Origin of the sequence: Bordetella trematum, assembly GCF_900078335.1 — a bacterium.
Taxonomy (GTDB): Bacteria; Pseudomonadota; Gammaproteobacteria; order Burkholderiales; family Burkholderiaceae_B; genus Bordetella; species Bordetella trematum.
Map to the genome: position 1 here is coordinate 88,078 of NZ_FKBR01000046.1, position 14,034 is coordinate 102,111.

General features: G+C 67.8%; 12 protein-coding genes and 1 tRNA gene. 5 read left to right on the plus strand and 8 right to left on the minus strand.

Translation table 11 applies throughout. The features are described from left to right. Positions 1-13: 13 nt before the first annotated feature. From A7V84_RS17420 to A7V84_RS17430, 3 genes are all read left to right on the plus strand, one after another. Complete coding sequence (locus A7V84_RS17420; RefSeq protein WP_033535109.1) at positions 14-1,522, plus strand: phospholipase D family protein; 1,509 nt, start codon at positions 14-16, stop codon at positions 1,520-1,522. A 154-nt stretch (positions 1,523-1,676) separates the two neighbouring features. Then, positions 1,677-3,419: a nitrite/sulfite reductase gene (locus A7V84_RS17425; RefSeq protein ID WP_033535110.1), complete on the plus strand. Its 1,743-nt coding sequence runs from the start codon at positions 1,677-1,679 to the stop codon at positions 3,417-3,419. 10 nt (positions 3,420-3,429) lie between these two features. Continuing rightward, a complete protein-coding gene (locus tag A7V84_RS17430) occupies positions 3,430-3,930 on the plus strand; it encodes a DUF934 domain-containing protein (RefSeq protein ID WP_025513821.1) in 501 nt (166 codons plus the stop codon). 15 nt (positions 3,931-3,945) lie between these two features. On the opposite strand, the gene A7V84_RS17435 is transcribed toward A7V84_RS17430, so the two are convergent. From A7V84_RS17435 to hemA, 5 genes are all read right to left on the minus strand, one after another. Further along, complete coding sequence (locus tag A7V84_RS17435) at positions 3,946-4,512, minus strand: UbiX family flavin prenyltransferase (RefSeq protein WP_025513822.1); 567 nt, start codon at positions 4,510-4,512, stop codon at positions 3,946-3,948. A gap of 4 nt (positions 4,513-4,516) precedes the next feature. Next, entirely contained in the window at positions 4,517-4,843 is a 327-nt protein-coding gene (gene grxD / locus A7V84_RS17440) for a Grx4 family monothiol glutaredoxin (RefSeq protein ID WP_025513824.1), read from the minus strand. Positions 4,844-4,880: 37 nt separating this feature from the next. Then, positions 4,881-5,690, minus strand: coding sequence for a peptide chain release factor N(5)-glutamine methyltransferase (prmC, locus tag A7V84_RS17445; RefSeq protein WP_063492559.1), 810 nt, complete (start codon positions 5,688-5,690; stop codon positions 4,881-4,883). A 5-nt stretch (positions 5,691-5,695) separates the two neighbouring features. Further along, the gene (gene prfA / locus A7V84_RS17450; protein ID WP_025513829.1) at positions 5,696-6,778 is read right to left on the minus strand and encodes a peptide chain release factor 1; all 1,083 of its coding nucleotides are present in this window, start codon (positions 6,776-6,778) and stop codon (positions 5,696-5,698) included. 90 nt (positions 6,779-6,868) lie between these two features. Continuing rightward, a complete protein-coding gene (gene hemA, locus A7V84_RS17455) occupies positions 6,869-8,143 on the minus strand; it encodes a glutamyl-tRNA reductase (protein WP_025513831.1) in 1,275 nt (424 codons plus the stop codon). Positions 8,144-8,371: 228 nt separating this feature from the next. Between hemA and A7V84_RS17460 the strand changes: the two genes are divergently transcribed. Then, positions 8,372-8,447 (plus strand) — tRNA-Phe (locus A7V84_RS17460). Between the two features lie 165 nt (positions 8,448-8,612). Here A7V84_RS17460 and A7V84_RS17465 read toward each other — a convergent pair. The 3 genes from A7V84_RS17465 to A7V84_RS17475 form a co-directional block, all read right to left on the minus strand. Continuing rightward, on the minus strand, positions 8,613-10,556 hold the full coding sequence (locus A7V84_RS17465) for an FUSC family protein (protein WP_063491745.1): 1,944 nt from the start codon (positions 10,554-10,556) through the stop codon (positions 8,613-8,615). 106 nt (positions 10,557-10,662) lie between these two features. Continuing rightward, positions 10,663-11,550, minus strand: coding sequence for a MurR/RpiR family transcriptional regulator (locus tag A7V84_RS17470; protein ID WP_025513841.1), 888 nt, complete (start codon positions 11,548-11,550; stop codon positions 10,663-10,665). Positions 11,551-11,574: 24 nt separating this feature from the next. Next, a complete protein-coding gene (locus tag A7V84_RS17475; RefSeq protein ID WP_025513843.1) occupies positions 11,575-12,927 on the minus strand; it encodes an aspartate aminotransferase family protein in 1,353 nt (450 codons plus the stop codon). Between the two features lie 108 nt (positions 12,928-13,035). Between A7V84_RS17475 and A7V84_RS17480 the strand changes: the two genes are divergently transcribed. Continuing rightward, positions 13,036-14,025, plus strand: coding sequence for a Bug family tripartite tricarboxylate transporter substrate binding protein (locus A7V84_RS17480; protein ID WP_033535113.1), 990 nt, complete (start codon positions 13,036-13,038; stop codon positions 14,023-14,025). The last annotated feature ends 9 nt before the right edge of the window (positions 14,026-14,034 follow it).

Here is a 14,034-nt window from a genome sequence, read left to right on the forward strand (position 1 = left end):
CCGACGCGCCGCCGTGGGCCGCTTCGCCGACCTGCTGGGAGTCGCCCTGCCGTCACCGCCGGCGCGCGCGGACTCCTGCGCGCTGCATACCCAGGATGCCTGCGGCACCTCGCTGGGGCAGGCCATCGCGCCGCGCGCGGCGCGCCATCCCGGCCTGAGCGGCATCCACAGCATCACCGATGCGCACGATGCCTTTGCGGCGCGCATCCTGCTGACGCGCGCGGCCCAGCGCACGCTGGATGTGCAGTACTACATCTGGCGCGGCGACATGACCGGCACCCTGCTGCTCGAAGCCCTGCATCAGGCGGCCGACCGCGGCGTGCGGGTGCGCCTGCTGCTGGATGACAACGGCACCTCGGGCCTGGATGCCACGCTGGCCGCGCTGGACGCGCATCCCAACATCGAGGTGCGGCTGTTCAACCCTTTCGTGCTGCGCCATCCCAAGGTGCTGGGCTACCTGACGGACTTCCGGCGCCTGAACCGGCGCATGCACAACAAGTCGTTCACCGCCGACAATCAGGCCACCATCCTGGGCGGACGCAATATCGGCGACGAGTACTTCGGCGCCGACGACGGCGTGCTGTTCGCCGACCTGGACGTGCTGGCCGTCGGGCCGGTGGTGCAGGAAGTATCGACCGACTTCGACCGCTACTGGGCCAGCGAATCGGCCTATCCGGTCGATCAGCTGCTGCCGGCCGCCGCGCCTCAGGCGCTGCACGCCCTGGCGCGTTCGGCCGAAGGCGTCGAGCAGGACCCCCGTTCGGATCACTACATGGAGGCCATCGCACGCACGCCACTCGTCGGGCAACTGCTGCAGGGCCGCCTGGAGCTGGAGTGGGCGCCGGCGCGCGTGGTCAGCGACGATCCCGCCAAGGCGCTGGGCAAGGCGCAGGGAGCGGGCCTGATCACGCATCAGCTGCTGGCCCTCATGGGCGAGCCGCGCAGCCACCTCGAACTGATCTCGCCCTACTTCGTGCCCACGGCGCCGGGCGCGGCGGCCTTCGCCGAACTGGCGCGCAAGGGCGTAAAGGTGCGCGTGCTGACCAATGCGCTGGAGGCCACCGATGTCAGCGTGGTGCACTCCGGCTATGCCAAACGACGCCGCGCGCTGCTGGCCAGCGGCGTGACGCTCTACGAAATGCCGCGCCGCGGCCACGGGCCGGCCCAGCCGCGCAGCCCCGGGCCCTTCGGCAGCTCGGCCTCCAGCCTGCACGCCAAGACCTTCGCGGTCGATGGCCGCAGCACCTATGTGGGCTCGTTCAACTTCGATCCGCGCTCGGCCAACCTCAATACCGAACTCGGGCTGGTGATCGACAGCCCCGCGCTGGCCAGCGCCATCTCGCAGACCTTTGACCAGGACATCGCCGCCAGCACCTATCGCGTCGGCCTGGACGATCAGGGCCGGATGTACTGGCAGCTGCCCGACAGCGGCGAACGCCTGCGCCGCGAGCCCGGCACCACCTGGTGGCAGCGCCTGAGCGTGCGCCTGATGTCCTGGCTGCCCATCGAGCCCTTGCTGTGAGCCCCACACAACTGGCGGATTCATTCATATAACCATAAAGACTTGGACTCGCGGAAAGCCCGGCTGATACGGTTATGAGCCACGCCTTCCCTGTGTCCGCCCCTGGCCGGACGCCTTTTCGCGGCCGTTTTTTCGGCCTTGCGGGGTTCCCGACATGTATGTGTATGACCCGGTCGACCAGCAGCTCGTCCAAGAGCGCGTCGCCCAGTTTTCCGACCAGACCCGCCGCTTTCTCGACGGCCAGCTCAGCGAAGACGAGTTCCGCGTGCTGCGCCTGCAGAACGGCCTGTACATCCAGCGCCATGCTCCCATGCTGCGGGTGGCCATCCCGTATGGGATGCTGGCCGCACGCCAGCTGCGCACGCTGGCCGGCATCGCGCGCCGCTATGATCGCGGCTACGGCCACTTTTCCACGCGCCAGAATATCCAGTTCAACTGGCCGCGCCTGGAAGACGTGCCCGCCATCCTGGCCGAGCTGGCCGAGGTGCAGATGCACGCCATCCAGACCAGCGGCAACTGCATCCGCAACACCACCACCGACCACTTCGCCGGCATCGCGCCCGACGAACTGGTCAATCCACTGGTGTGGTGCGAGATCATCCGGCAGTGGTCCACGCTGCACCCCGAATTCGCCTTTCTGCCGCGTAAATTCAAGATCGCCGTCAGCGGCGCCCTGCAGGACCGGGCCGCCGTCGGCGTGCACGATATCGGCCTGCAGGCCGTCGAGCACGAAGGCGAACTGGGCTTTCGCGTCTGGGTGGGAGGCGGCCTGGGGCGCACGCCCATGGTCGGTCACCTGATCAAGCCCTTCGTGGCCTGGCCGCACCTGCTGACCTATCTGCAGGCCGCGCTGCGCGTCTACAACCTGCATGGCCGGCGCGACAACAAGTACAAGGCGCGCATCAAGATCCTCGTCAAGGACCTGAGCCCCGAGGTCTACGCCCGGCAGGTCGAGGAAGAATGGCTGCGCATCAAGGACGGCCCGGACACCATCACCCAGGCCCAGCTGGACACCATCGCCGGGCGCTTCGAGTGGCCATCCTATGATCCCCGGGCCGCCGGCCAGGAGGATCCTGGCGCCGCCCTGGCCGCCCGGAACCCGCGCTTTGCCCGCTGGCTGCGCACCAACGTGCATCCGCATCGCGTGCCGGGCTATGCCGCCGTGACGCTCTCGCTCAAGGCCACGGGCGTGCCTCCCGGCGACATCACGGCCGAACAGATGGAAGCGGCCGCCGACCTGTCCGAACGCTACGGCTTCGGCGAATTGCGCGTCTCGCACGAACAGAACCTGATCCTGGCCGACGTGCGCCGCGCGCAGCTGCCCGAACTCTGGCGCGAACTGGAAGACCTCAAGCTCGCCACGCCCAACATCGGCCTGCTCACCAATATCATCGCCTGTCCGGGCGGCGACTTCTGCGCCCTGGCCAATGCCGTTTCCATCCCGGTGGCCGAAGCCATCCAGCGTCGTTTCGACGACCTGGACTATCTGTTCGAAATCGGCGAACTGGACCTGAACATCTCCGGCTGCATCAACTCCTGTGGCCACCACCACATCGGCCACATCGGTATCCTGGGCGTCGACAAGGCCGGCGAGGAGTGGTATCAGGTGACGCTGGGCGGCCGCCAGAACGGCGCGGCGCGTCCCCTGCCCGACCTGGCATCGCAGCGCGGCGGCGGCGCGGCGATCGGGCGCATCATCGGGCCGTCCTTCGCGCGCGAGCAGGTCGCACATGTGGTCGAACGCCTGGTGCGCACCTATCTCACGCTGCGCGACAGCGACCAGGAGCGCTTCATCGACGTGGTCGAACGGGTCGGCATCGATCCCTTCAAGCATGACGTCTACGCCGACCCGCAACTGGCCAAGGCCGCCCCCCGGCAGCAAGCCGTGCCCGCCTGAGAACGCCTCCATGACCGCTGACACGCACCTCCCCCAACTGATCCGCCAGGGCGAACTGCAAGCCAACCCCTGGCGCCTGCATGCCGACGCCGAAAGCGCCCCGCCCGACGAGGCACACTGGATCGTCGATCTGCCGACCTGGCTGGCCCATCAGCCGGCCTTGCGCACGCGCCGGCATCCGGTGGCGCTGCTGCTGGGCCCGGACGCCGACCTGGGGCCGCTTGCCGCCAGCGACGCCCTGACGCAAACACCGCCTGCTTTCATTGCGATTGATTTCCCGGTGTATACCGACGGGCGCGGCTATTCGCTCGCGCAGCTGCTGCGCGCGCGCCACGGCTGGCGCGGCGAGTTGCGCGCCATGGGCGACGTGATGATCGACACGCTGTACTACCAGGCGCGCGTGGGCTTCGACAGCTTCCTGCTCAAGGCAGGCCACGACCCGCAGCAGGCGCTGCGCGCCCTGCACACCTTCAGCGTGCGCTACCAGCAGAGCTACCCGCAGCCGGCCTGAGCGGGCCGCCCGGGGTCAGGGACGCGTGCCTTCCCAGCGCGGGCCGGGCACGCGGATATCGAAGAGCTCCAGCACGCGGGCCACGGTGTGGTCCACCATCTCCTCGATGCTGGCGGGCCGGTGATAAAAGGCCGGCAGCGGCGGGAACACGATGCCGCCCATCTCGGTGACAGCCGTCATGTTGCGCAGGTGCGCAAGATTGAACGGCGTCTCGCGCACCATCATGACCAGACGGCGGCGCTCTTTGAGCGTGACGTCGGCAGCGCGCGTGATGAGATTATCGGACAAGCCATGGGCTACGGCGGCCAGGGTGCGCATCGAGCAAGGCACGATGACCATCCCGGCCGTCTCGAAGGCGCCGCTGGCCAGCGTCGCCCCCACATCGCGCACCCCGTGCACATGATCGGCCAGGGCATGGACCTGCTGGCGGCTCATGTCCAGTTCGTGCTGGATATTGAGCACACCCGAAGCCGACACCACCAGGTGGGTCTGCACGTCGTCGACCTCGCGCAAGGTCTGCAGCATGCGCACGGCATACAGGGAACCGGTGGCGCCGGTAATGCCGATGACCAGCCTGCGCATGGGGTCAGACCGTGGCGCCGGCTTGATCCAGCAGCGTCTTGAGTTCGCCGCTTTCGTTCATCTCGGACATGATGTCAGAGCCGCCGATGAACTCGCCGCCCACATAAAGCTGCGGGATGGTGGGCCAGCTGGAGAAGGTCTTGATGCCCTGGCGGACTTCTTCGTCCTCGAGCACATTGACCGTCACCAGTTTCTTGACGCCACAGCCCTTCAGGATCTGGATGGCGCGGCCCGAGAAGCCGCATTGCGGAAACTGCGCCGTGCCCTTCATGAACAGCACCACGGGATGCTGGGTCACGGTCTCACGGATGAAATTCTGTACATCGCTCATGGCTAAACTCGCAAAAGGAACACGCGGAACACATGCATTATAGAAAGCCGCCGGAAATCCGTTCGATTCCCCCCAGATCTCGCCGGCTTTCGACGTTTTTCAGGCCCGAGGCCTGCAGCAGGGCGCGCACCGCGCCCGCCTGATCCCAACCATGTTCGCACCACAGCGCGCCGCCCGGGGCCAGCCAGCGCGGGGCCTGGGCGGCGATCTCGGCCAGCGCGCTCAGGCCGTCGGCGCCATCGCTCAGCGCACCGGGCGGCTCGAAACGCAGATCGCCCTGCGACAGATGGTGATCATCCCCGTGAATATACGGCGGGTTGGACACGATGAGATCGTATTTCTGTCCGGGCGCCAGCGCCTCGAACCAGCTTCCCTGGGCCAGCGTCAGCGACGCGCCCAGACGCCCGGCATTGGCGCGCGCCACGGCCAGGGCGTCGGCGCTCAGATCGGTCGCCGTGACCTCGGCCTGGGGACAGGCCAGCGCAATCGATATCGCAATCGCGCCGCTGCCGGTGCCCAGATCCAGCACCCGCGCCGCAGGACGCCCTGCCAGAAAGGCCAGCGCCGCCTCGACCAGCGTCTCGGTATCCGGACGCGGGATCAGCACTGCCGGCGACACGGCGAAGACATGGCCCATGAACTCGCGCTCGCCCAGCACGTAGGCCATGGGCTCGCCCGCCAGCCGGCGCTGCGCCAGCGCCTCGTAGGCGGCGCACAGGGCCGGCTCGGCCGGTTCATCGTCATGCGCCAGCAGCCAGGCGCGCGAGCGCTGCCAGACCCGCTCGACCAGCATGCGCGCCTCCAGGCGCGGCAGACGGCCATCCTGCAGCAGATCGCGGATCTGCACGGCGCTCACAGATCGTGGCCCAGGGCCGCCAGCTGCTCGGCCTGGTGCTCGGCCAGCAGCGCGCCGGTCAGCTCATCCAGGTCGCCCTCCATGATCTGCTGCAGCTTGTACAGCGTCAGGTTGATGCGGTGATCGGTGACCCGCCCCTGCGGGAAGTTGTAGGTACGGATGCGCTCGGAACGGTCGCCCGAGCCCACCAGACTTTTGCGTTCGGCAGCCTCTTTGTTCTGGCGCTCGCGCAACTCCTTGTCTTTCAGGCGCGCAGCAAGCACCTGCATGGCGCGGTCTTTGTTGCGGTGCTGCGAGCGGTCATCCTGACACTCCACCACCAGCCCGGTGGGCAGGTGGGTGATACGCACGGCTGAGTCGGTCTTGTTGATGTGCTGCCCGCCCGCGCCGCTGGCGCGGAAGGTGTCGATGCGCAGATCGGCCGGGTTGATCACCACCTCGCCCACGGCGTCGGCCTCGGGCATCACCGCCACGGTGCAGGCCGAAGTGTGAATGCGGCCCTGCGCCTCGGTGGCGGGCACGCGCTGCACGCGGTGCGCCCCCGACTCGAACTTCAGGCGTCCGTAGGCGCCATCGCCATCGATGCGGGCGATCACTTCCTTGTAGCCGCCCAGCTCGGACTCGCTTTCCGACATGATCTCGACCCGCCAGCCCTGCCCCTCGGCATAACGGCTGTACATGCGCAGCAGATCGCCCGAGAACAGCGCGCTTTCATCGCCACCGGTGCCAGCGCGGATTTCCAGGAACACGCTGCGCCCGTCATCCGGGTCGCGCGGCAGCAGCAGTACCTGCAACTCGGCCTCCAGGGCCTGCAGGCGCTCACGGGCGGTTTCGATTTCTTCTTCGGCCATGTCCCGCATTTCGGGATCGGCCAGCATCTCCTGGGCCGTGGCCAGATCCGACTCGCTGGCCTGAAAACCGTTGAAGGCCACCACCACCGGCTCCAGCTCGGCGCGCTCGCGCGAGAGTTTGCGAAAGCGATCCATGTCGGAGGCGGTTTCGGGCTCGGCCAGCAAGGCATCAACTTCGATCAGGCGGTGCGCCAGCTGTTCCAGCCGGCTGCGCATGGAGGATTTCATGGGAAGACGCTAAAAAATGAGGAGGGAGGGGTTACGCCGCGCGCCATGCGGCAGGCCCGCCAAGGGCAGGCAGCGGCCAGACGGGGGTCGCTAACGGCGCGAGTCGCGGCCGGGGAACAGGCGCGGCATCCAGGACAGCAACTGCTTGCGCTCTTCGCCGGCGCTGCGGTTGAGCGCGGCCAGCGGGCCATGCAGATACTTCTGGGTCAGGCCGTGGGCCAGCTGCTCCAGCACGGCCTCGGGCGCATCGCCGCGGGCCAGCATGCGCCGGGCACGCTCCAGTTCGGCGGCGCGCAAGTCTTCGGCAGCCTGGTGCAGATTGCGGATGACGGGCACCACTTCACGCGATTGCATCCAGTGCATGAACCCCTGGACGCGGGTGTCGATGATGGCTTCGGCCTGCACCACGGCGGCGCGGCGCGCATCGGTGCCCGATTGCACCAGACGCCCCAGATCATCGACCGAGTACAGATAGACGTCATCGAGTCGGCCGACTTCGGGCTCGATGTCGCGCGGCACGGCCAGGTCGATCATGACCATCGGGCGGTGACGCCGCTGGCGGGTGGCGCGCTCGACCATGCCCAGGCCCAGGATGGGCAGGGAACTGGCCGTACAGGACACCACCACGTCGAACTCGGACAGGCGGTCGGTGAGGTCGGCCAGCTTCATGGTGCCGGCCGAGAAGCGGCCGGCCAGCGTTTCGGCGCGCTCGACGCTGCGGTTGGCCACCACCATGGAACGCGGATGCTGGGCGGCGAAGTGAGTCGCGCACAGTTCGATCATTTCGCCCGCGCCGATGAACAGGGTGCTGGCCTGTTCGAGATTGCCGAACACGCGTTCGGCCAGCCGCACGGCCGCGGCCGCCATGGACACCGAATGCGCGCCGATGGCAGTCTGCGAGCGGACCTCCTTGGCCACCGAGAAGGTGCGCTGAAAGAGCTGATGCAGCAGGGTACCCAGCGAGCCGGCCTCTTCGGCGGCGCGCACGGCGGTCTTCATCTGGCCGAGGATCTGCGGTTCGCCCAACACCATGGAATCGAGCCCGCTGGCCACGCGGAAGGCATGGCGAACGGCCTCATCCTGGCGCAGGCGATACAGATGGGGATGCAGGCTGCCGGCTTCCATGCGGTGATGGTCGGCCAGCCAGGCGGGCAATTGCTCCACGACGTTGACGTCGGCGGCGCAATAGATCTCGGTGCGATTACAGGTCGACAGAATGGCGGCCTCGCGCACCGCGCCGCCGAACGCCGAGCGCAGCCCGGACAGTGCCGGCTGCACCAGATCGACGGGCATGGACACGCGTTCACGCACCGAAACCGGCGCGGAAGTGTGGTTCAGACCGAAGGCAAGAACGGCGACTGACATTGAAAAGGCAAGGAGCGCAAGCGCGGCGACGTCCGCAGCAACGCACCATTATACCCCCCCACCCCTGTTATCCCATATCCCGCTTCACAAGCGTTGCTTCGTGTCAACCCCGAGAGGCTGTCCTGCGCCCACCTACGGGGCTGGCAGCCGCTCAAAGACCGGGGATGAAAAAAAGTGGCCGAATCCTCGCACAAGCCAATTTTTTGTTGTATAGTTACGTTCTTCGTTGGCCCGGTAGCTCAGTCGGTAGAGCAGAGGATTGAAAATCCTTGTGTCGGTGGTTCGATTCCGCCCCGGGCCACCAAAAAGATTCAGGCAATGTGCCCCGTTCGTATGAAAATACGGCGGGGCTTTTGCTTTGTAGGCTGGCTTTATAGGCGCGTTTTTCGCCGCCCTCTTTTTCGCCCCCTCTGGGGCCGACCCGCTGTCGCGGCCTTGCCGGGCGATCTGCCGGCAAGGCCGCGAGCCGTCACGCCGCCTGCGGCGCGCTGGCCGTGCCCAGCATCTTGCGGCCCTGGCGCAGCTCGCCCTGGATGGCATTGACCAGCCGCGCCTGCGGCGAAGTGGCCGCCAGATCGGCGCCGATATGCTGCCATTGCGGCGCGTCCAGTCCGGACTCCAGCAGTTCGGCCAGTTGCTCCAGGCGCCGGGCGTCCTCGGGCGCAGGAGCCGGATACAGCTGCGAGGAATACGCCGTGATGGCATCGCAGATGCGCTCCGCGCCGGTGATCATCGGGAACCAGGCGGCCGCTTCCCGGCCGGCCGGCGGCGGATCCCCCAAAGCCTGCTGCAACTGCATGCGCATGTCTGACAATGCGCCATAGGCCTGACGGCGGCACAGGCGGATCTGCTGCACGTCGCCCTTGCCCGCCACCGAGACGCGCAGATAACGCGCAATCTGCTGGCGCGCCACCAGAAAGGCCGGCTCCATTTTCCGATCCGGGCTGCGCGGCCAGATCAGGTAGCCGAAGACCAGCACGATCGCCGCCCCCAGCACCGTATCGACCAGCCGCAGCAAAGCGTAGTTCGTGCCCCGGGTTTCCGGGCTGACCGAGTCGATCAGCACCAGCACCAGCGGCGTCAGGCTGAAGGCCAGCAGGGCATACGAACGCTGCGACAGCCAGGGCATGACGACCGCGATCGCCACCATGGCCAGCACGAACAGATAACCGGTCGGCATCCAGGCCATGATGAGCGCGCCGACCAGCACGCCCGCACCGGTACCCACGCAGCGCAGCACGGCGCGCGCAAAAATCGACCCCATGTCGGGCTTCATGACGATGCAGACCGTCATGGGCACCCAATACCAATGGCTTTTGTCGTCGATCCAGTAGAACGAGTAGGCGATGCCGGTGCACAGCGCCAGCGCCAGCGCGGGCTGCATGACCTGGCGCCCGCGCGTAAGCTTGTCGCGCAACAGGGCGAGGCGGCTTTCGCGCGGGCCGGCGGCCTCGTCGCGTGGCATCTCGTCTTCCACGCTGCGACCCCACAGCGCCTGGCCCAGCGCGGCAATCGCCGCGCTCAGGGGCTTCCCGGGTGCGGCGGCCAGCGCCGCCGGGTCACGCGCCTCGGCGTCATAGGCCTGCGCAAGGGCTCGCAGGTCGGCAGCGGCCTGCTGCAGGTCGACGCTGTCGGCACAGGACATCACTTGCGCAAACAGGGCGTCGGCGCGCTGCAGCAAGGCCGCTGCATGGTTCAGGTGCGCCGTCACGCCCAAGGCATGCGAGCGCCGCTGCAGCAGCAGACCATAAAGCGCCGACAGCTGATCCGTGACACTCTGGCGGGCCTGGCCGCTGTCGGCGCCGCCCTGTGCGCGCGCCTGCGCCAGCGCGGCCAGCGCCTGCAGCAGCGCCGACACCATCTGGCGCTCCGGCCGGTAACTGAAGAACAGCGCCTCCAGCCCCAACAGAACCATGTAAAGCGCGGACCCCAGCAGCAACTTGAGCGCGGTCGGCCAATAAGGCGCCAGCTCGGGGTTGCCGATCAGGACCGCCCCCATGGCCAGCAACTGCAGGCAACCCACGGACAGCGGCGCGGCATAGCTGCTGAGGATGGCTGCCACGAACGCCACGCCGGCCATGACGAGCACGATCACTCCCCAGGGCAGGCCGTTCAGGTAGCCCAGCAGAAAAGCCAGCGCGCCCAGCGGCGCCGAAATGAGAGCCTTCTTGAAGAGCGCCGGATACGGCGCGTCGCGTTCGCCCATGCCCTGAAGCATGGCGCCCATGGCGACGAACAGCACGCTGGCCATGTCGTCCATCCAGACGCCGACGCTCAGCGGAATGCCCATGGCAAGCGCGGCACGGATCGAGCGCCCCCAGTGCCAGCGGGCCGGTTTCAGGCGCGTCAGTTCCTTGAGCCAGGCATTGGGCCCGATCAGCGCAGACGACGCATCCTTGACGGAGGTAGACATGCAAGCCTTCCAGAGAGAGACAGACAACGGGACAGAAGCGCCATCGACAGCGCCTGCCCATTATGCGACATCCGCCGCAGCACCTGCCGGCGGCGGCAAAGCGTTGTCAGCGCCGCGCCGCGCGCGCGCCGCGCTCCTGGGTGTAGACCGAGAACTGATCGAGCTGGGCTTCGCTGCGGGCGATTTCCCTGAGGCTGTCGGCGCCGCCATTGGCCAGCAGCAGCGCCACCAGCGTCTGCGCCACCGACAGCGCCGGCACCACCGACGGAAACAGCGATGGCGTGGCATTGCCCACCACGATCGCCGTCTGTGCCTGGCGCGCCACCGGCGAGAGCACGCTGTCGGTCACCGCGACCACATGCAGCCCTTGCTGGCGCGCGAACTTCACGGCATTGAGCGTCTCGCGCGCATAGGGGTGATAGCTGAACACCAACAGCGCATCCTGCTCGCCCGCGCGGCGCAGGCCATCGGCGAATGCACCGGCGATGCCGGTCAGCAGAGTCGTGTTGTCCATGAACATGGCGCTGGCGTAATGAAAATAGAACGCAGCCGGAAACAGGCTGCGCAGCCCGGCCACATAGATGCGGCGCGCCTGCGCCAGCACATCGCGCGCCTGCCGGATAACGCCCAGCGTCTCGGGCGTGATCATCTGCGCCAGGTTCTGGCCATCGGCGGCCAGCAACTCCTTGGCCAGGGCCTCGGTGGCGTCGCCGCGCTTTTGCAAGGCCGTGGCGCGCTCGGAAAAGGAGCTGCCATCCTGCGCGACCCATTGACGATAGACATTCCGCAGGGCTTCGTAGCCGTCAAAGCCCAGCTGGCAGGCCAACCGGTGCATGGCGCTGGCCGGCAGGCCCGCGCTGGCCGCGATGCTGCGCATGGAATGCAGCGCCATTTCCTTGGGATGATCGATGGCATAGCGCGCGGCGCGCTGCAAGGCGGGCGGCAAGGTCTGATAGCGGTCTTCGATCAGTTTGTCGACTGCGCGCTTGTCCATCTGGTGCTTCCGTCGGGCGGGGGGTCAGGCGTGCGGCGCCGGCGCGGCGCCCACGCGGGCAATCGCCGCGTCGACCGCCTGGCCGAGCAGATCCACGGCCATGTCCAGTTCTTCGCGGCTGGTGATGTAGGGCGGCGCCAGCAGTACGTGGTCGCCCTGTTCGCCATCGATGGTGCCGCCGCCGGGGTAGCATAACAGGCCACGTGCGGCGCCCTCCTCCTTGATGCGGGCATGCAGTTGCAGGCCCGGCGCGAAGGGCTGCGCGCGGTCGCGCTCCGCCACCAGCTCGATCGCCTGAAACAGCCCGCGCCCGCGAATGTCGCCCACATGCGGATGCTCGGCGAAGCGTTCGCGCAGGCGCGCCTGCAGATAGGCGCCCAGCTCGGCCGAGCGCTGCGCCAGGCCATCGCGCACCACGATGCGCTGCACCGCCAGAGCCGCCGCGCACGCCAGCGGATGACCGGCATAGGTGAAACCATGCTGGAAGGCGCCCGAGCCTTCGGTGACCGTGTTCACCACATGATCCTGCGCCAGCACCGCGGCAATCGGCTGGAATCCGCCGCCCAGGCCCTTGGCCAGACACAGAATGTCAGGCGTGACACCCTCCTGCTCAAACGCGTGATAGCTGCCGCTGCGGCCCAGGCCGCACATCACTTCGTCCAGGATGAGCAGCACGCCGTGACGCTCGCAGACGGCCTTGATCTTGCGGAAGTAGCCCGCCACCGGGGCCACCGCGCCCGCCGTGGCCCCGACGACGGTCTCGGCCAGAAAGGCCGAGACATTCTGCGGCCCGACACGCAACAGGGTCTGCTCCAGCTCTTGCGCCAGACGGTCGCCGTAGGCGTCGTCGCTCTCCCCGGCCAGTTGGTAGCGGTAGGCAAAGCAGGGCGAGACGTGACAGCTTTCGACCAGCAGCGGCGCATACAGCGCCCGGCGTCCCTTGTGACCACCCACGGCCAGCGCGCCCAGGGTATTGCCGTGGTAGCTCTGGTGACGCGAGATGGTCAGGTAGCGCTGCGGCTGGCCGCGGGCCACCTGGTACTGGCGCGCCAGCTTGAGCGCCGTCTCGACCGCCTCGGAGCCCCCCGACACGAAATAGGCATTGCCCAGGCCCGCGGGCGACTGCGCCGCCAGCAGATCGGCCAGCGCCTCGGCCGGCGCAGACGTGAACGCGCCCGTATGGGCGTACTCCAGCCGCTGCAACTGGGCGCTCATGTCGGCAAGCACTTCCGGGTGCACGTGGCCCAGGCAGGAGACAGCGGCCCCGCCCGAGGCGTCGTAGTAGCGCCGCCCTTCGCGGTCGATCAGAAAGCAGCCCTGCGCCTGCGCGGCCAGCGGCGGTATACGGGCAGGATTGCGGTGGATGATGTGGCTCATGAGGCAGTCCGAAGGAGGGGACAAATGTTTGACGGAAGACGAAACTAGATCGTATGATCCAATCAAATCATAAATAGATCAACTGTCCTCAACCGGAGACTTCCCCCCATGCGCCTTTCCCCCCTCGTTTCCCTGCCGGGCGCCGGATCGCTGCGCGCCGCCTGTGTCCTTGCGCTGGGCCTGTTTGCCGGCAGCGCCCACGCCTGGCCCGACAAGCCGCTGCGCCTGGTGGTGCCTTTCGCCGCCGGCGGGACCACCGATATGCTGGCCCGACTGGTGGCCGAGGGCATCGGCCCCGGTCTCGGCCAGCCGGTGGTGGTCGTCAACAAGGGAGGCGCCGGCGGCAACCTGGGCGCCACCGAAGTCGCGCGCGCCAAGCCGGATGGCTATACCCTGCTGCTGGGCACCCCCGGCACCCAGGTCACCAACCGCCTGGTCTACCAGAACACCGGCTACGACGCCGTCAAAGACTTCACGCCGGTGGCGCATGTGGCCAACGTGGCCAATGTGGTGCTGACTTCGCCGGCAACCGGCTTCAAGGACATGGCCGACCTGATCCGCGCCGCCAAGGCGCGCCCCGGCCAGCTCAACTGGGGCACGCCGGGCATCGGCAGCTCCGGGCATCTGGCCATGGAACTGATTCAGCAGATGGCCGGGATCGAACTGACCCATGTGCCCTATACCGGCGCCAGCCAGGCGCGCAACGATTTGCTGGCCGGCACCATCGAACTGGGCAGCGACAACCTGCCCACGGCGCTGGGCGCCATCCGCGCCGGCCAGCTCATCGCACTGGGTGTGAGCAGCAAACAGCCGGATCCCGCCCTGCCCCGGGTCCAGCCCATCGGCGCGACCGTGCCGGGCTACGAACTGAATTCGTGGTTCGTGGTGATGGCGCCGGCCGGCACGCCGCCCGATGCCGTCGAGCGTCTCAATGGCGCCATCAATCAGTGGCTGCAGCAGGATGCCACCCGTGCCAAACTGACCGAACTGGCCGCCGTGCCGGTGCCCGGCAGCCCGCAAGCGCTGGGCCAGTTCCTGGCCAGCGAGTCCAGCAAGTACGAAACCCTGACGCGCGCCGCCGGCATCTCCCCCAAATGACCCCGCTCT